Source organism: Thiobacillus sp. (genome assembly GCF_013693775.1).
GTDB lineage: Bacteria > Pseudomonadota > Gammaproteobacteria > Burkholderiales > Thiobacillaceae > Thiobacillus.
In genome coordinates, this window is record NZ_CP059257.1 from 100,123 (window position 1) to 117,879 (window position 17,757).

The window sequence follows — 17,757 nt, forward strand, 5'->3', positions numbered from 1 at the left end:
ACGCTATTTTTGGTCCGCGCTGTGCCGCTGCAAAANATCGACGATCTCGTTAGTCGTCGTCTCGTCCGGGACGATTTTCCCCATCGCGGTCATGTTGCTGCGCATCCGGCCGACCACCGCCGGCCACTCCCGCGCGATGTGTTGCCGCGGATCCGGCAGCGCGTGGCATTGGACGCACGTCGCGCTAAATGCCCGACCCTCCCGTGTGTTCAGGTCCGGAAATTCGCCTGCATCGATGGGCTTCTGGGCATGCCTCTGCAAATATCCCAGCAGGATCTCCAACTGCACCGGATCGGGAGCCGCAACGCCCATCATCCCTCCCATCATCTGCATGCGCATGTTCATCCGGCCCAGCACCTGGGGCCATTCCGAGGCGGTATGCAGGCCTGGACCCGGCAGGTTGTGACATTGCATGCAGAACTGCTGCAGCAGGCGCGCCCCTGACGAATCGGACTCGGGCAGGCGGGCGGGGTCCATCCNCGGAGGCAGCGTGCCCCNCATCATCCGTTGCATCATGTTCCGGTGCATGCCCATTCCACCCATCATCCCCATCCCACCAGCCAGGATCGTCGGTTCGCTGGAAGCAAGCTCGCCTGCGGATGCCGCAATCGGGGCAGCCAGGCACGCCGCAACGGCTGCGCCCAGCGCCAGGATCGAAGCCCCTTTGCCTATCTGCATGATGTCTTCACTCTTACAGGGCCTGCATGACCCGCTCCAGCTTTTGCCTAACCTCGCCGGCCAATTGATGCACTTCCGCCTTGTTCACCAGATCCAGCACTGCGTTTGGATCCATGAATTCCACCTGCACCTTGCCCGCATCGTCCTGGCGCACCACCACGTTACAGGGCAGCAGGAGGCCGATCGAGGGCTCGGCGACGAGCGCCCGGTGCGCCAGCGGCGGATTGCACGCGCCGAGGATTCGGTAGGGCGGCATATCCTGATTGAGCTTCTTCTTCAGGGTCGCCGCCACGTCGATGTCCGTGAGCACGCCGAAGCCTTCCTTCTGCAGTTCCTGGATGACCTTCTCGATTGCTGCGTCGAACGACGAGGCGACTGTCTTGCCAAAACCGTACTGGGTGGTGCTCATGCGTTTACTCCTTAGTGAAAAACAAGAACAGTTCAGGTCCTGAGCATGCGCAGGCCGCTTGCGATCACCACGAACTCGCTGATCTCGTGCGCGAGGACCGCGACCGGCAGGGTGAAATAACCGCTCACCGCGCCGGCGATGAGCGAGCCGATCACCACCACGGACAGCGCCAGGTTTTGCAGCACCACACCCCAGGTGCGGCGGCTGAAGCGGATGAGGTAGGGCAGGCGCGCCAAGTTGTCGCTCATGAGGGCCACATCGGCCGTTTCCAGGGCGACATCGGTGCCGGCGGCCCCCATGGCGACGCCCACGTGGGCGGCGGCGAGCGCCGGTGCGTCGTTCACCCCGTCGCCCACCATCAACACCTTGCCGTAGCGGGCCTCCAGTTCGGCGACCTTGCGCGTCTTGTCCTCGGGAGTGAGCTCGGCGTGCACCTCGTCCACACCCACCTGTTCGGCAATGGCGGCGGCGGCAAGCGGATTGTCGCCGGTCAGCATCACCACCCGCTCGATCCCGGCGCGCTTCAGTTCGGCGATGGCGCTTGCCGCCTCGGGGCGCAACGGGTCGCTGATTGCGAACAAGGCCTGGATTGAAGAATCGGTCCCGAGCATCACCACGGTCTTGCCCTGGCTTTGCAGGCGTTGAACCTGGTCCATCGCGTCGGCAAGCGGAACAGCCAGGTTGGCGAATAGTTTGGGGCTGCCAATGTAGAACCGCCGACCGCCCACTAACCCTTGGGCACCGGCGCCCGTTAGGGAGCGGAAATCCTCGGCGTGCACCGGTTCGAGGCCAGCCGCGTGGGCGCGGCGCACGATGGCCTGAGCCAAGGGATGCTGCGAGCGTGATTCCAGGGCCGCGGCGGTCTCCAGCACCTCACGCTCGCCGTGCCCCCAGAACACGCGCACGTCAGTGACCTCCGGGCGGCCGATGGTGAGCGTGCCCGTCTTGTCGAGCGCCACGACCTTCACCCGTGCCAGATTCTCCAGATGGACGCCACCCTTGATGAGCAGGCCGTTGCGGCCAGCGGTGCCCAGGGCCGCGACCAGGGTGATCGGGATCGAGATCACCAGGGCGCAGGGCGCCGCGGCCACGACGAAAACGGTGGCGCGGGTCAGCCATTCCGCCCAGGGCAAGCCAAAGAGCGGCGGCAGGAGGGCGATAGCCACGCCAACTGCCAGCACGGCGGGGCTGTAGCGCTTGCCGAAGCGCTCGATGAAGCGCTGGCTGCGCCCCTTGCTGGCTTGCGCCGCTTCCACGAGGTGGATGATGCGGGAGAGGGTGTTGTCCGCGAACGCCTTGGTCGCGCGCACCGTCAGAGCGCCTTCCCCGTTGATGCTGGCCGCGAATACCTTGCCGCCCGGGGATTTCTCCACGGGAACCGATTCTCCCGTCACCGGCGCCTGGTTGACCGCGGAATGGCCGTCGATCACGTCGCCGTCGGTGGCAACCGACTCGCCCGGCAGGACGATGAAGGTATCTTCCACCCGTAACTGTTCGACGGGGATGCGCGACTCCCGGCCGTCCCGGCGCACCAAGGCGGTCTTCGGCGCCAAGTCCATCAGCGCGCGCACGGCATGACGCGTGCGCTCCGCGGTGTAACCCTCCGCCGCCTCGGAGATCGAATACAGGAAAACCAGCGTGGCGGCTTCCAGCCACTGTCCCATCACGCCGGCGACAAGGGCCGCGACGGACATCAGCAGTTCGATGCCGACTTCGCGCTCCTTGACCAGTTCCTCGAGCGCCTCGCGGCCGAAGTAATAACCACCGATAAGGACCGCAGCCACATATAGCAGGACTGCGGCGGCGTGGGGCAGCCCCAGGTAGCCTCCAATAAAGCCCAGCGCGAGCAGAACGCCGGCAGTGGACGACGTCACGACCTGCGGGTTTTTCCACGGCGGCGGCATTGCCATTCCAGGCGCAGACAGAGACGCGGAACACGAGCACGCCATCACTCGCCTCCCGCCGCCAGTTCGGGCGTCTGGATGCCGATGCGGCAGCGGCCGTCTTCCCGCAGGCACATTCGCTGGCGGAAGCGCTCGACATCGCGAGCAAAGCCCCCATCGACGTCCGGCAGCACCTGGAGCGCCTCATATAAGCGGTCGAGATAGGGGATGCCCTCAACCAGTCGGTGATAGACCCAGCGGCCTTCCTTTACCGCAGACAGCAAACCCGCCTGCCGCAGCACCTTAACGTGGCGCGAGAGCTTGTACTGGGGCTCCAGGAGACTATCCACCAATTCGCAAAGGCAGGCCTCCTCGTCTGTCTCGGCCAATAGCCGGACGATCCGGACTCTGGTCGGATCGGCGAGTGCCTGAAATATTTCCTGGGGTTTTACCTGAACTGTATGCATAGATGCATGATAATGCATGTATGCATACAGTTCAAAATAGGATTTAGATACTGTGAACGATCGACTTATAACCGGCGCTTACGAGTACTGCGAACACGTCCACCCATGTGGTCTTCCGTTCGAACCAGTGGCGACAACTAAGGCAACAAGAATTCGGGGTATCCCATCGATCAACGGCCGATACACCCCACTCAATCATTAGGAATCCCCTGTATGGACTTACTACAGATATTGATCCTCGCCATTGTTCAGGGTGCGGCAGAACTCTTGCCGGTCTCGAGTTCGGCTCATGTGATCGTGGCCGAGAAGTTGATGGGGCTGGACCCCACCGTGCCAGAGATGACGCTGTTGCTGGTGATGCTGCATACCGGCACGATGTTCGCGGTCATCGTCTACTTCTGGAAGTCCTGGCATACCACTTACTTTTCTTCAGCCCAGGCATTTCGCACCAACGCGCTTCGTGTAGTGGTCGCGACGATAGCGACCGGTGCAGTGGGACTGGCCCTGCTGCAACTGATCAAGCACGTGGTCGCTGGCAACGTGCCCGGATTTGAAATTGAACATCTGTTTGGCAACGCCAGGTTGATGGCTGCCGCGCTGGCCGCAGCCGGTGTGCTGATCATCGTATCGTCGCGTTTCCCCGAGCGCACGGACAATGATGATTTGTCGCTGCGCAGCGCGGCATGGATCGGCGCAGTGCAGGGCCTGTGTCTGCCGTTTCGGGGCTTCTCCCGTTCGGGCGCCACCATCTCGACCGGCTTCGCCTTGGGCGTAGGCCGCCGACGAGCAGAAGAGTTCAGTTTCGCGCTGGCGGTGGTGCTGACCCCCGCAGTGATCGTCAAGGAAGCGTATCGACTTTACCAGGCGCAGGGCGCTGCCATGGCCGTGCATGCAGGCGGGCTCATGCAACTCGTTGGCCCGAGTTTGATCGGCATGGTATTGAGCTTCCTGGCGGGATTGGTGGCGCTACGCTGGCTGTCGCGCTGGCTGGAACAGGGCCGTTGGCANTTNTTTGGCGCCTACTGCCTGTTGGCCTCNCTGGCGGTGCTTTGGGTGGGGTAAATCTTGCCAGCGATTCTGATGCGGCCATCAAACGAAACTCAACCCAGTAAGAACAACCTTCTTGGTTCGAGGTAGGGCAGCCGCCAGCCCAATAAACTAACAGTGATCTGGAGGGTGTCGAACTGGTCAGCCGCACAGCTGGATTCCTGGTCAACGGCTGGTGTACGACTGCGAAGCAGACCCGATTACAGCATGATGCCACCGACAGCTAGGGCCGATTATGCAAAGTGAAATGTGATAACGAACTGGAAACGCCGATGCGCAGAGGATGGAGTAGTCCATTGTGAACTTTGCATAATCACCAAGCTATAAGGTTGGACACTACGAGCAAGGTGGACGATAACGATGGAGCTTGGCTGGCGTTCACAAAGCAAAAGGATAGGACTTCACACCGGCAGGTCAGTATGGCCGGGGATACACCAAGATCTGCTGCAGAGTGATGCGGCTCATAACCGACCGCTGTGCGTGACATCGCAGTTCAGATCACAAGCGAAATTATGCCAAGCGTTCCTCGCCGTCAGTTGGCGCAAGGCCGCGCCCAGAAAGCGTTCTGAAATTGCCGTCTTGTAACCATAAACGGATAGCCGATGTCCGCTTTGTGAAATGTGGCCTAATGGTCCTCTGACAAGAAGCGGACATTTGCATCGTTCCATCACGTAGGTAAAGTGATACGAAACCGCGTCGCTTCGTTGGTGGAGGTGACGGAAATTGAGCCGCCATGCGCGCTAACGATGGATTTGACAATTGCCAGGCCCAGGCCGGCGCCATCGCCCTTGCGTTGACGCGAAGGGTCGACGCGGTAGAAGCGGTCGAACAGTCTTGGCAGGTGCTCTTCCGGGATTTTCGTGCCGGGGTTCTCGACGGATAAGATGGCTTTATCCGCGTCGCTTTGTAAGAACACCCGCATGGTTTGCCCGGGCGGAGTGTGCCGTATGGCGTTCGATATTAGGTTACTGAGCGCGCGTCGTAACATCAGCCGATCGCCGGAGGCGGTAGCAGACCCTGTCTGGGTCAGCGAAACAGCGCGTTCTTCTGCCCAAGCCTCGAAATAGTCAAACAGGTCCTGTGTCTCATTGGCCAGATTTACCTTTTCCACGCCCGGTTTGATAAGGCGGTTGTCGGTCTGGGCAAGGTAGAGCATGTCGCCGACCATCTGGGCCATGCGTTCATATTCCTCCAGGCTGGAATAAAGAATTTCCTTGTACTCATCCTTGCCGCGTGCGCTGGAGAGTGCCACCTGTGTCTGGGTCATCAGATTAGAGATGGGGGTNNGCAGTTCGTGTGCGATGTTGGCAGAAAACTCGCTGAGGCGTCGGAAGGAGTCATCCAGGCGAGTCAGCATGGCGTTAAACGCGGTCGCAAGAGGCTTGAGTTCAGTAGGCAAGCCTGTAGTCGGCAGACGATCCGACAGGCGCTCGGCGGAAACGCCCGCCACCATGTCGGTGACCTCGCGCAAGGGGGCAAGTCCCCATCGGGTGGCTATCCAGCCCAGGCCGGCTGTGGCGAAAGTGGCCAGGGTGATGGCAATGGCCAAGACCGACTTGAACTTGTTCATGAAGCGCTCATGGTGCTCGATGTCCTGCGCCACGACCACGGTGTAGTGCGTGTCGCCGCCAGCGCTGATCGTCACAGCCATGCTGCGGAAACTTCTCCNCGCCTGTGCCCATTCCTGCAGAGCGCCTGGCGCACAGCCTTTGGACTGGATTTGGCAGTCTTGCAACAGCGGGCGCGGGAAATCAGTCCCCGACGTAGCGAACCAGATTCCTCCCGCCGCATCCGTCACGACCACCGCAAGACCCGNGTGTCCGACCAACGCGTCGTCCAGTTGCCGAGGCAGTAGGTCTAAGCGCTTCTGGCTATAGGCATGTTTGAACAAATTCTGGATGAGTTCCAGCTTGCCCGTGAGTTCGACCCGATCCTCTTCCTTGAGATGGCGTTCCACCACTTGCGTCAAGAAGAACCCTGTTGTCAACAATACCAGGGAGGCTGCAGCGGCAANAAGCAGGCTGATACGCGTGGTCAGTGACAAGGTTTTCATGCGGTGTTGCCTTCCTGGGGAGGCTCCAGCACGTAGCCCATCCCGCGCACGGTATGGATGAGCTTGTGATCGAAACCCTCGTCGATCTTGACACGCAGCCGGCGCACAGCGACATCGATCACATTGGTGTCGGAGTCAAAGTTCATATCCCAGACCTGTGACGCAATCAGGCTGCGCGGCAACACCTCACCCTGTCGGCGCAGGAACAATTCGAGCAAAGCAAATTCCTTGGCCGTGAGTTCGATCTTGTTGCCTGCCCGCATGGCGCGCCGTCGCAGCAAATCCAGTTCCAAATCGGCCGCCTTGAGGACGGTGGATTCCAGGCTGGAATGTCCCCGTCGTACCAGGCTGCGTACCCGGGCCAGCAGTTCGGAAAAGGCAAAGGGTTTCACCAGATAATCGTCGGCCCCCAATTCCAGCCCCTTGACCCGGTCCTCAACCTGGTCGCGCGCGGTCAGGAACAGCACCGGCATTTCAACCCCGGCGCGGCGCACACCTTCGAGCACCTGCCAGCCATTGAGACCGGGAAGCATCACATCCAGGATCAACAGGTCGTAGTGGCCAATTTGTGCGAGTTCCAGCCCCTCCCATCCATCGCGAGCCAGATCCGTAACGAAGCCCGCCTCGGTGAGGCCTTGCTTCAGGTAATCACCTGTTTTGGGTTCGTCTTCGACGATGAGTATTTTCATGGATGGGGCGTCCGGGCGGATGCAAGCATCCTGCCACAGCTCACACACTGCGTGGAGCGCATTACAGATTTGTAATTTATCTGTCAGTTTGATGTTGGGCGCGTGCCTGCAATATGCGGGCATTGCCTGGATGGGCAAAACCTTATTTCAGAATGGAGAGCAGCCCTACATGAAACCTCTTGCCTCACATTACCTGTCGGTTCCGGATTTGCCGCGCCGCCGATTCGTTCAGGGACTTGCTGCNGGGGGCATCCTGCTCGGCCTGCCGGCGATCATCAAGCCGGCCTGGGCAGGCACGGTCGGTACCACGACAGGTGGCGCTCCGGTACTCGGCGGCACGGAATTTGATCTCACGATTGCGGAAACGCCGGTCAATTTCACCGGCGCACAGCGCATCGCCACCACCATCAATGGTTCGCTTCCCGCGCCCACGCTGCGCTGGCGGGAGGGAGATACCGTGACCATTCGGGTTACCAACCGGCTCCCGGTTGCCAGCTCCATCCACTGGCACGGCATCCTCCTGCCATTTCAAATGGACGGTGTGCCGGGCATCAGCTACAAAGGCATTGCCCCAGGGGAAACCTTCACCTATCGCTTCAAGGTGCAGCAGACCGGCACCTACTGGTACCACTCGCATTCCGGTTTTCAGGAACAGACCGGCCTGTATGGCACCATCGTCATTGAGCCGGCTGGCGGCGAGACGATCCGTGCCGATCGTGACTATGTGGTGCAGTTGTCGGACTGGACCGACGAAGACCCGATGCGGGTCTTTGCCAAGCTCAAGACGCAGAGCGACTACTACAACTTCAACCAACCCACGGTGGTCGACTTCTTCCGCGACGTCGCCAGGGTGGGACTGTCGACCGCGCTCGACAAGCGTCGCATGTGGAACCAGATGCGCATGAGTCCGACCGATCTCGCCGACGTCTCAGGCTATACCTACACCTATCTGATGAACGGCACGACTCCGGCTGGCAACTGGACCGGGCTGTTCCGTCCAGGCGAAACAGTGCGGCTGCGCTTCGTCAACAGTGGTGCGATGACCTTCTTCGACGTTCGCATACCGGGGCTCAAGATGACTGTGGTCCAGGCCGACGGCCAGGACGTCGATCCGGTGACGGTGGATGAGATTCGCATCGGTGTGGCCGAAACCTACGACGTGATCGTCACGCCAAAGGATGAGGCCTACACGATCTTCGCCCAGTCGATGGACCGTACCGGCTACGCGCGCGCNACGCTGGCGCCGCGTGCCGGCATGGCGGCGGCGGTGCCCGCGCTGGACAAACCGCAGCCGCTTGAAATGGAGGACATGATGGGCGACATGACTGGCGTGNNGCGCGCGCACCATGCCAGGACTGAATACGGCCCGAGCGTGGACATGCGCGTGGACACGCCCCGCACCGACCTCGACGANCCGGGCGTGGGCCTGCGCGACAACGGCCGTCGCGTCCTGACCTATGCCGACCTGCACACGGTCGGCGGGCCCCTTGATCCGCGGGGTGCCGAGCGCGAGATCGAACTGCATCTCACCGGCAACATGGAGCGTTACACGTGGTCGATCGACGGAGTCGAATTTGGCAGATCGACACCTGTGCACTTCCGTCACAACGAGCGCCTGCGCGTGGTATTCGTCAACGACACCATGATGACCCATCCCATGCACCTGCACGGCATGTGGAGCGAGTTGGAAAGCCCTGACGGGCGCTTCCAGGTGCGCAAGCACACCATTGCCGTACAGCCGGCTCAGCGCGTGAGCTTCCTTGTCACCGCCGACGCCCTGGGCCGGTGGGCCTGGCATTGCCACCTGCTCCTGCATATGGATGCCGGCATGTTCCGTGAAGTGGTGGTGGCGTAAGCCCGGCAAATGAAAATCAGAGGACATACGATGGTGAACAAGCAGATCAAGACTATTGCCCTTGCCGCGATGTTGGCATTGGGGATCTCGCCCGCCTGGGCACAAGACCCGGGAGCCCAGGGAATGGCAGCCGGAGGGACGGAGGCGATGCCAGGCATGGCCCAGGGCAAGATGGATCACGGCACCATGACGGGAATGGGGCAGGGCGACATGTCGGGCCCGGCGCAGGACATGGGGCAGGACATGAGCAATATGAGTTCCGGCGGCAGTATGGACTCCGGTTCGATGGACATGCAGGGTGGCCCGGCGCCAGTCGACGCACGCGACCCGCACGCCTATTCCGGCGGCTATACGCTTGAGTCGGGGCCCTATGCACGTCCTGGCCCGCGTGAGCTGCGCATGGCTGATGAACACAACTTCGGCGCATTGCTGATCGATCGACTGGAGCGTGTCTATACCGACAATGGCGACTCAACGGCCTATGACGCGCAGGCCTGGTTTGGCCGCGATTACGATCGCCTGGTGCTCAAGGCCGAGGGCGACGTAGCGCGGGGCCGTCTGCAGGATGCCCGCACCGAAGCGCTCTGGGGGCATGCGGTGGCCACGTTCTGGGATACGCAACTCGGCGCGCGCTGGGACAGTGGTGTGGGGCCGGACCGTGGCTGGCTGGCGTTCGGCATTCAGGGGCTGGCGCCCTACTGGTTCAACGTCGATGCAACCGCCTATGCGGGAAACGGCGGACGGACTTCGCTGCGCTTGGGCGCGGAGTATGAACTGCTGCTGACGCAAAAGCTCATCTTGCAGCCGCGCGTCGAAATGAATCTGTATGGAAAGCAGGACACGGCGAGAGAGATCGGTAGTGGCCTCTCCGACGCCACCGCCGGACTGCGTCTGCGTTATGAATTCACGCGTCAGATTGCTCCCTATGTCGGAGTCGAATGGGCGCGTAAGTTCGGNGGGACGGCGGATTTCGTACGTGCCGCAGGTGAAGACACCCAGAATACGCAGCTTGTCGCGGGACTGCGCTTCTGGTTTTGACTTTCGATTGTTCACCCGGGCCGGCACGGGAATTTGCTTGCTTGATGCCCGGTCATTATGTGGCCAGGCATCAAGGGCAGTATCGAGGTAAACGTGAGGTAATGCGCGAGCCGGTTTCAGCAACGCAACATAAAGAGGAAACACAATCATGATCAAGAAAAGCATACTTGGGTTAGGCCTGTTCGGAATTGTTGGAACGGGCGTGGTGGGAATCGCGCATGCCGTACCGGACGGCGCGGTTGCGCCCATCCATCTCGCCGCTGCAGACACCGCGGAGACATCGACCGTGTCCGCTATTGGCGTGGTGCAGCAGACCCGTCCGGAACAGGGCAAGGTCAAGATCAGCCATGAGGCCATTCCGGCGCTGGACTGGCCACCGATGACCATGTTCTTCCGCGTCAAGGACAAGGCGGTGCTGGAGGGCATCGCCGCCGGCGACAAGGTGCGCTTCGAGCTGGAGAAGGGCGCTACGGGACTGGAAATCACACGCATGGAAAAGATGGCCAAGTGAGTGGACGTCGCCGAACCCGTTGTTTGGCCGCGGCCGATCTGGCTCGCGCCGACGGCGAGAGGACGGGCGTGACGTGCCGGGTTGCCCGCGTGCGTTTCTAGTTCGATTGACTATCCCGGCAAGCGAGATACGACGGGGATGGACACAGGCTAAATTCTCCTTCGAGGTGTATACAGCGAGTTGTCCCCGCCGATGAACCCATTTTCGGCGGTTTTTACGTGGTTTCAGAGGAGAAACCAGATGAAACGTTTTTGATGGGGGCGCTGACCACGCTGGCGATTGGCGTAGCACTCGGCGCTGCGGCCGTTTATTCCGGCTTGTTCGATGTGGCGGCTGATAGGCCGCACAGCCGGTTCGTGTATCACATGATCGAGACGGCACGCGAACGCTCCATCGATCGCCATGCGCGTGATCTTGCGGTACCTGGTAACCTGGCCGACACGGAGCGCGTTCGCCGTGGAGCGGGAAATTACGCTGCCATGTGTGCGGAGTGCCATCTAGCGCCTGGTAAGGCCGATTCTGAAATTCGAATGGGTTTGTATCCGCAACCTCCCGACCTGACACGCCATGAAGACGAGGGGGCTGCAGATATGGCCGCGCGCCACTTCTGGATCATCAAACACGGCATCAAGGCATCCGGTATGCCGGCCTGGTCCAAGGGCGGGATCGAGGACGAAGCTGTCTGGGACATAGTGGCTTTCATTCAGAAAATGCCCACGCTCTCAGCAGAGCAATATGTTGCGCTAGTTGAGTCGAGTGAAGGCCATTCGCATGGCGGGCTGTCTCCTGCGGAAGACAGGCACGTTGATAGCGCGCACATTCCATCGGCGGGAAATGAAGACAGCCATGAACACGCACATGCTGCCAGTCACGAACACTGATTCTGAATATTCAGAATCGCGGCCACGGCAACACGTTCTAAGCACTAATCAATGGCCTCTGGATCGCCACGTCACTTCGCTCCTCGCGATAACCGAATAAATCAGCGTCTCCCTAAGGAAGCCCTGAATAAGTCGTCACCCCGGCGGTGCGTGGTTGTTACAGCTTTAGCTGTTTACAACCACTGCCTACCCTTTATGGGTGAAGGCCGGGTTCCAGTTGTTTGATTTGACTGGATTCCGGCGTACGCCGGAATGACGATTACGGACTTTTTCAGGGGCACGCTAAGGAAATACAGATTTGTTCGCAAAGTTGCGGCGCCGCATCAGCCGGTACGCAGCCGGAATCACGAAAAGGGACAGCAGTGGCGCAGTAATCATGCCGCCCACCATGGGCGCGGCGATGCGGCTCATGATTTCGCTGCCGGTGCCGCTGCCCATCAAAATTGGCATGAGGCCGGCAATGATGACCGCCACCGTCATGGCCTTGGGCCGCACGCGCAGGACAGCCCNCTCGCGGATGGCGTCGATCAGGGTCGCCTCGGTCTCGTTGCCGTCGGTGATTCGCCTGTGCCAGGCCTGCTTCAGGTACAGCAGCATGATCACGCCGAACTCGGCCGATACGCCGGCCAGCGCAATGAACCCGACGCCGGTGGCGACCGACAGGTTGTAGCCGAGCAGGTACAGGAACCACACCCCGCCGGTGAGCGCGAAGGGCAGCGTGACCATGATGAGCAAGGCTTCGTCGAAGCGCCTGAAGGTGAGATACAGCAGCACGAAGATGATGAGCAGCGTGGCCGGCACGACCAGCTCCAGCCGCGCATTGGCCCGTTCCATGAACTCAAACTGCCCCGAATAGGCCAGGCTCATGCCGGGTTCGAGCTTGACCGCGCGCGCCACGGCGGCACGCAGGTCCGCCACCACCGAAGCCAGGTCGCGGCCGCGCACATCCACATACACCCAGCCCGAGGGGCGGGCGTTCTCGCTCTTGAGCATGGGCGGGCCATCCGACACTGCGACCCGCGCCACCATGCCCAGCGTGATCTGGCTGCCCAGCGGGGTCACGATCGGGAGCTGCGACAGCCGCTCGACGGTATCGCGCCATTCGCGCGGGTAACGCAGGTTGATGGGGTAGCGCGCCAGCCCCTCGACCGTCTCGCCGATGTTCTCGCCGCCGACGAGCCCGGACACGACCGCTTGCACGTCGGCGATGTTGAGGCCGTAGCGGGCGGCCGCAGCGCGATCGATATCGACATCGACGTAGCGGCCGCCGGTGAGCCGCTCGGCCAGCGCGGATGAGACGCCGGGTACCGTCTTGGCAACCTGTTCGACCTGCTGCGCGATACGGTCGATGTCCGCCAGATTGCTGCCCGAGATCTTGACGCCGATCGGGCTCTTGATGCCGGTGGCGAGCATGTCGATGCGGTTGCGGATGGGCGGAATCCAGATGTTGGCGAGCCCGGGCACCTTGACCGCGCGATCCAGTTCCTCGACCAGCTTGTCCGGGGTCATGCCCGGCCGCCATTGATCGCGCGGCTTGAACTGGATCGTGGTCTCGAACATCTCCAGCGGCGCCGGGTCGGTGGCGGTTTCGGCGCGGCCGGCCTTGCCGAAGACATGCGCCACTTCGGGCACGGTCTTGATCAGGCGGTCCGTCTGCTGCAACAGTTCGCTGGCTTTCTGCGCCGACAGCCCCGGCAATGCCGACGGCATATAGAGCAGATCGCCTTCGTCCAGCGGCGGCAGAAATTCGCCGCCGAGCCGGCTGATCGGCCACGCCGCGGTGATGAACAGCAACGCGGCCACCGCGAGCGTCGTCTTCGGCCGCGCCAGCACCGCATCCAGCAGCGGCCGATAGGCGCCGATGAGCCAGCGATTGAGCGGATTACGCGCTTCATCCGGGACCTTGCCGCGTATCCAGTAACCCATCAGCACGGGAATCAGCGTCACCGACAAACCAGCGGCCGCGGCCATGGAATAGGTCTTGGTGATCGCGAGGGGACCGAACAGCCGGCCCTCCTGCGCTTCCAGCATGAACACCGGCACGAAGGAAATGGTGATGATCAGAAGCGAGAAGAACAGTGCGGGGCCGACCTCGACGGCGGACTCGGTCATGACCCGCCAGTGCGCTTCGCCCTGGAGAGACTGGCCGGGATGTTCTCGCTTCCACGCCTCGACATGCTTGTGGGCGTTTTCGATCATGACGATGGCCGCATCCACCATCGCGCCGATGGCGATCGCGATGCCGCCCAGCGACATGATGTTCGCGTTCACGCCCTGGTAGCGCATGGCGATGAACGCCGTCAGCACGCCCAGCGGCAACGAGACGATGGCCACCAGCGACGAGCGCACATGCCACAGGAACAGCGCGCATACCAGCGCGACGACGATGAATTCTTCGATGAGTTTGTGGCTGAGGTTTTCCACCGCGCGGTCGATCAGCTTGCTGCGGTCGTAGGTCGTGACGATTTCCACGCCCTTCGGCAGGCTGGCCTTGAGCTGTTCCAGCTTGGCGTGCACCGCCGCGAGGGTTTCGCGCGCATTCTTGCCGCTGCGCAGAATGACCACGCCGCCCACCGTTTCGCCCTGGCCATCCAGCTCCGCGATGCCGCGCCGCATTTCCGGCCCCAGTTGGATGGTCGCCACGTCGCCGAGCAGGACCGGCACGCCGTTCGCCAGCCTGAGCGGGATGGCCCGGAAGTCGGCGAGCGATTTGAGGTAGCCGCTGGCGCGCACCATCAGCTCGGCTTCGCCGAGCGTCAGCACCGACCCGCCGCTCTCCTGATTCGCCTTGCCGATGGCGTCCTTTACTTCGGCTTGCGTGATGCCGAAGGCGGCAAGCTTCACCGGATCGAGCACGACCTGATACTGCTTGACCATGCCGCCCACCGTGGCCACTTCGGCCACGTTCGGCAGGGCCTTGAGCTCGAATTTCAGGAACCAGTCCTGCAAGGCGCGCAGCTGTGCCAGATCATGGCGCCCGGTCTTGTCGACGAGCGCGTATTCGTAGATCCACCCCACGCCGGTGGCGTCCGGGCCCAGGCTCGAGCGGGCCGTGGCCGGCAAGCGCGACTGGATCTGGTTGAGGTATTCCAGCACGCGCGAACGCGCCCAGTACAGGTCGGTACCGTCCTCGAACAGCACATAGACGAAGCTGTCGCCGAAGAAGGAGAAACCGCGCACCGTCTTGGCTCCCGGCACCGACAGCATGGTGGTGGCCAGCGGGTAGGTGACCTGGTTCTCCACGATCTGCGGCGCCTGGCCGGGATAACTGGTGCGGATGATGANCCTGCACGTCGGAGAGATCGGGCAAGGCATCGACCGGCGTCGTCTTGACCGACCAGATTCCCCAGGCGGTGAGGAACAGCGTGCCCAGCAGCACCAGAATGCGATTGGCAACCGACCAGCGAATCAGCTTGGCGATCATTGCCCGCCTCCTGCCCGCTCGATGCGTTCGACGACCAGCCCGTCGTCGGTCTGGCGCACGCCGACGCGCACCCGATCCCCCACCTTCAGACCCTTGGCGAGTTGGGGATTGGCAAGCGGGAACGCCATGGTCATGCCGGGCATCGATAGCGTCTTGAAGGGGCCGTGCGCGAGCGTCACGCTCGTGCCGGACAATTCCTTGATGACGGCATCGGCTTCGTGTAGCGCAACCGGTGCCGGCATCGCTTCGGCCGACTCGGAAGTGCTTGAGATAATCCCCTGCAGACTCGCTTCTGAATCAATCAGAAACTGGCCGCTGGCGACGATTTTCTGGCCTTCGCCGAGACCGGACACAATCACCGTGTCGGTACCGGACTCGGGGCCAAGGACGACCTCGACCGGGCGATAGCGTCCTTCTGCTTCGGCCACGATGACCAGCGCGCGGCGTCCGGTGCGGATCACCGCTTCGGTCGGCACTAGCAGCGCCGATTCGCCGACCGCTCCTTTGAGGCTGACCTGGGCCGTCAAGCCCGGCCGCAGGCGTCCGTCCTTGTTGGGTAGTTCAACCCGAACCCTGAGCGCACGCGCGGCATCGTTCAATGTCGGCAATAACGCAGTGACACGACCCTGTACCGGCTTGCCCGGAAAGGCGGCAAATTTTGCTTCGGCGGATTGCCCGATCAGAACGGCCCCGGCCTGGGCTTCCGGCACCGACACATCGAGCCACACCGTGCTGATGCCGTTGACGCGTGCCAGCGTCTGTCCCGCCATCAGCGTCATGCCGGGGCGCACGTCGAGCGTCTGGATCACGCCGGCACGCGGGGCGGTGATCGATATGCGATTTCTGACCTTGCCGGTTTGAACCACTGCCCGTATCAGACTTTCGGGCATGCCGCCCAGCAGCATTCGCTCGCGCGCCGCATCTTCCAGCGGCGCGTCGCCCACGGCCTTGAGCGCCAGATACTCCTGTTGCAACGCAGCCCATTCCGGCACCAGCAGTTCGGCGATGAAGGCACCGGATCCGACCACATCATTGGGTGCCAGTCTGGCCACGCGTTCCACGAATCCACCTGTGCGCGCTTGCACGATGGCAATATCGCGCTCGTTGAAGTTGACAATTCCGGTCGCCACCACGTTCAAATCCAGCGGGGCGCGCGTGACCGTGGCCAGGCGAACGCCAAGGTTCTGCGCCACACCCGGATCGATCTTCACGGTCGAGGCATCGCCGCCTTCGTCGGCATATTTCGGCACTAGTTGCATGTCCATGAAGGGCGACTTGCCGGGCTTGTCGAATTTTTGCGTGGGAACCATCGGGTCGTACCAGTACAGCACGCTGCGGCCGTCTTTCGCTGCGGTGGCAGGCATAACCTTCTCGTCCGCCGGCACATGGTTTCTTTCCCACCACAAGCCAGCCGCCGCGCCAACGGCGAGCAGCGCAATCACGGTGAAGAGAACCAGCGCTGTTTTATTAATCGTTTGGCGGCTCATTGTTTTTCTCCGGACAAAGTGGGTTCGCCATAGGCGTAATGAAGGCGGGCAGCCACCTCCTTGCGCTCGCCTTCGAGCGCGATGGCCATGAGTTCGGCATCAATGCGTTCGCGCCGCGCCATCACCAGATTGACGAGTTCGCCTTTGCCACCGCGCCAGTCAGCCAAAGCCAGATTCACTTTCTCGCCGGCCAGCGGCAGCAACACCTCGCGCTGTCGCCTGACGGCCTTGTCGAGGCGCTGGTACTCGGCAAAATCCGCTTCCAGCATCGACGCATGTTCGCGCATCACCGCTTCGCGTTCGGCGTCGAGTCCTTCTCGTTCGGCAAGCCTGGCAGCAATTTTCGGGTCCTGCCGGGTGGCGGCAAACACCGGCAGATCAAAACTCACCTGCACAGTGGCCATGTCGCCGAATTGCGCGCCGCGCTTCTGGTACGCCAGCTCCAGCGCCCAGTCCGGCTTCTTGTCCGCGCGAGCTTCGGCTACTTCGGCGTCCAGCACTTGTGCCTTGGGATCAAATATCGCCAGTTCCGGATGCCGGTGCAGCGCATGGGCCAGCGCATCATGGGCGATTGGCCAGTCGGGCGCGGCGCCCTCCAGTGGCGCATCCGCGCGTGGGCCTACCCAGCGTTTGAGCGCAGCGATGGATTGCTGGCGGCGCGCGACGAGTTCATCTCGCCGCGCGTCGATCATTGCAGCCTCCTGGCGCGCAGACACTGCCTCCATCGCACTGCCCTTGCCCCCGGCTATGCGTGCACGCACCGCAGCATCGAACAGGCGGTTCTCGCCGTACAGCCCATCGATGAACGCGAGCTGGTGTTCGACCGTATCGCGCGCAATCCATGCTGCCGCCGTTTCCCGCAACACGGTGAGGCGGGTAATGCGGATTTGCGCTTCGCTCAGCGCAATCCGCCCACGCGCAACTTCAACGCGTGCGCCGCGCTTGGCATTATTGGGAAATTCCTGCATGACGCCGATGCGTTGCATGGTCATCGGTTCGCTGGACAGGCTGAAACGATCAACGCCCTCGACGGGTACGTTATCGAGCCCCAAGGTCAGTTTGGGATCGGGCAACTCGCCAGCTGGAATGGCCGCTTGCCGGGCAGCATCGACCTGCGCTGATTCTGCCCGGAGCGTGGGTGTTTCCCGCACGGCCAACGCCAGTGCGGCATTGAAAGAGAGCGGCTCGGCGAACGCCGTGCTGACGAGGCTCGCCAGCCCCAGCAGCGTAGTCACGCAGCACAACGGGAACCGACTCAAGCGGTCGGCTGATTGGGAAATACGCATGTTTCCAACTCCTTACGCGACAGCGCACATCAAGCAGGCCAAATCAGGC

Annotated in this window: 12 protein-coding genes and 1 pseudogene; 5 read left to right on the forward strand and 8 right to left on the reverse strand. The window is 62.1% G+C overall.

The window, feature by feature from the left end:
• Positions 1-691 precede the first annotated feature (691 nt).
• The 3 genes from HZY77_RS00500 to HZY77_RS00510 are packed head-to-tail and all read right to left on the reverse strand — an operon-like array spanning position 692 to position 3,455.
• Positions 692-1,087, reverse strand: coding sequence for a DUF302 domain-containing protein (locus HZY77_RS00500; protein WP_296768661.1), 396 nt, complete (start codon positions 1,085-1,087; stop codon positions 692-694).
• A gap of 32 nt (positions 1,088-1,119) precedes the next feature.
• Positions 1,120-3,036, reverse strand: a complete 1,917-nt coding sequence (locus tag HZY77_RS00505; protein WP_296768662.1) for a cation-translocating P-type ATPase — start codon at positions 3,034-3,036, stop codon at positions 1,120-1,122.
• Entirely contained in the window at positions 3,036-3,455 is a 420-nt protein-coding gene (locus HZY77_RS00510; RefSeq protein ID WP_363154084.1) for a metalloregulator ArsR/SmtB family transcription factor, read from the reverse strand. Before HZY77_RS00510 ends, HZY77_RS00505 begins: the two co-directional genes overlap by 1 nt.
• A gap of 195 nt (positions 3,456-3,650) precedes the next feature.
• Between HZY77_RS00510 and HZY77_RS00515 the strand changes: the two genes are divergently transcribed.
• Positions 3,651-4,499, forward strand: a complete 849-nt coding sequence (locus tag HZY77_RS00515) for an undecaprenyl-diphosphate phosphatase (protein ID WP_296817769.1) — start codon at positions 3,651-3,653, stop codon at positions 4,497-4,499.
• 652 nt (positions 4,500-5,151) lie between these two features.
• Here the strand turns inward: HZY77_RS00515 and HZY77_RS00520 are convergent.
• Both HZY77_RS00520 and HZY77_RS00525 read right to left on the reverse strand, forming a co-directional pair.
• Positions 5,152-6,537: a heavy metal sensor histidine kinase gene (locus HZY77_RS00520; protein ID WP_296817771.1), complete on the reverse strand. Its 1,386-nt coding sequence runs from the start codon at positions 6,535-6,537 to the stop codon at positions 5,152-5,154.
• The gene (locus tag HZY77_RS00525; protein WP_296657384.1) at positions 6,534-7,226 is read right to left on the reverse strand and encodes a heavy metal response regulator transcription factor; all 693 of its coding nucleotides are present in this window, start codon (positions 7,224-7,226) and stop codon (positions 6,534-6,536) included. The genes HZY77_RS00520 and HZY77_RS00525 overlap by 4 nt, the downstream gene beginning before the upstream one ends.
• A 169-nt stretch (positions 7,227-7,395) precedes the next feature.
• Between HZY77_RS00525 and HZY77_RS00530 the strand changes: the two genes are divergently transcribed.
• From HZY77_RS00530 to HZY77_RS00545, 4 genes are all read left to right on the forward strand, one after another.
• Positions 7,396-9,081, forward strand: coding sequence for a copper resistance system multicopper oxidase (locus HZY77_RS00530; protein ID WP_296817776.1), 1,686 nt, complete (start codon positions 7,396-7,398; stop codon positions 9,079-9,081).
• Positions 9,082-9,111: 30 nt separating this feature from the next.
• Complete coding sequence (locus HZY77_RS00535; protein WP_296817779.1) at positions 9,112-10,119, forward strand: copper resistance protein B; 1,008 nt, start codon at positions 9,112-9,114, stop codon at positions 10,117-10,119.
• Between the two features lie 148 nt (positions 10,120-10,267).
• Entirely contained in the window at positions 10,268-10,630 is a 363-nt protein-coding gene (locus tag HZY77_RS00540; RefSeq protein ID WP_296657393.1) for a copper-binding protein, read from the forward strand.
• Between the two features lie 218 nt (positions 10,631-10,848).
• Positions 10,849-11,511, forward strand: coding sequence for a cytochrome c (locus HZY77_RS00545; protein ID WP_296817781.1), 663 nt, complete (start codon positions 10,849-10,851; stop codon positions 11,509-11,511).
• Positions 11,512-11,793: 282 nt separating this feature from the next.
• Here the strand turns inward: HZY77_RS00545 and HZY77_RS00550 are convergent.
• From HZY77_RS00550 to HZY77_RS00560, 3 genes and pseudogenes are all read right to left on the reverse strand, one after another.
• Positions 11,794-14,935: pseudogene (locus HZY77_RS00550) on the reverse strand (efflux RND transporter permease subunit).
• The gene (locus HZY77_RS00555) at positions 14,932-16,422 is read right to left on the reverse strand and encodes an efflux RND transporter periplasmic adaptor subunit (RefSeq protein WP_296657400.1); all 1,491 of its coding nucleotides are present in this window, start codon (positions 16,420-16,422) and stop codon (positions 14,932-14,934) included. Before HZY77_RS00555 ends, HZY77_RS00550 begins: the two are co-directional and overlap by 4 nt.
• A complete protein-coding gene (locus HZY77_RS00560; protein WP_296657404.1) occupies positions 16,419-17,708 on the reverse strand; it encodes a TolC family protein in 1,290 nt (429 codons plus the stop codon). Before HZY77_RS00560 ends, HZY77_RS00555 begins: the two co-directional genes overlap by 4 nt.
• Positions 17,709-17,757 lie beyond the last annotated feature (49 nt).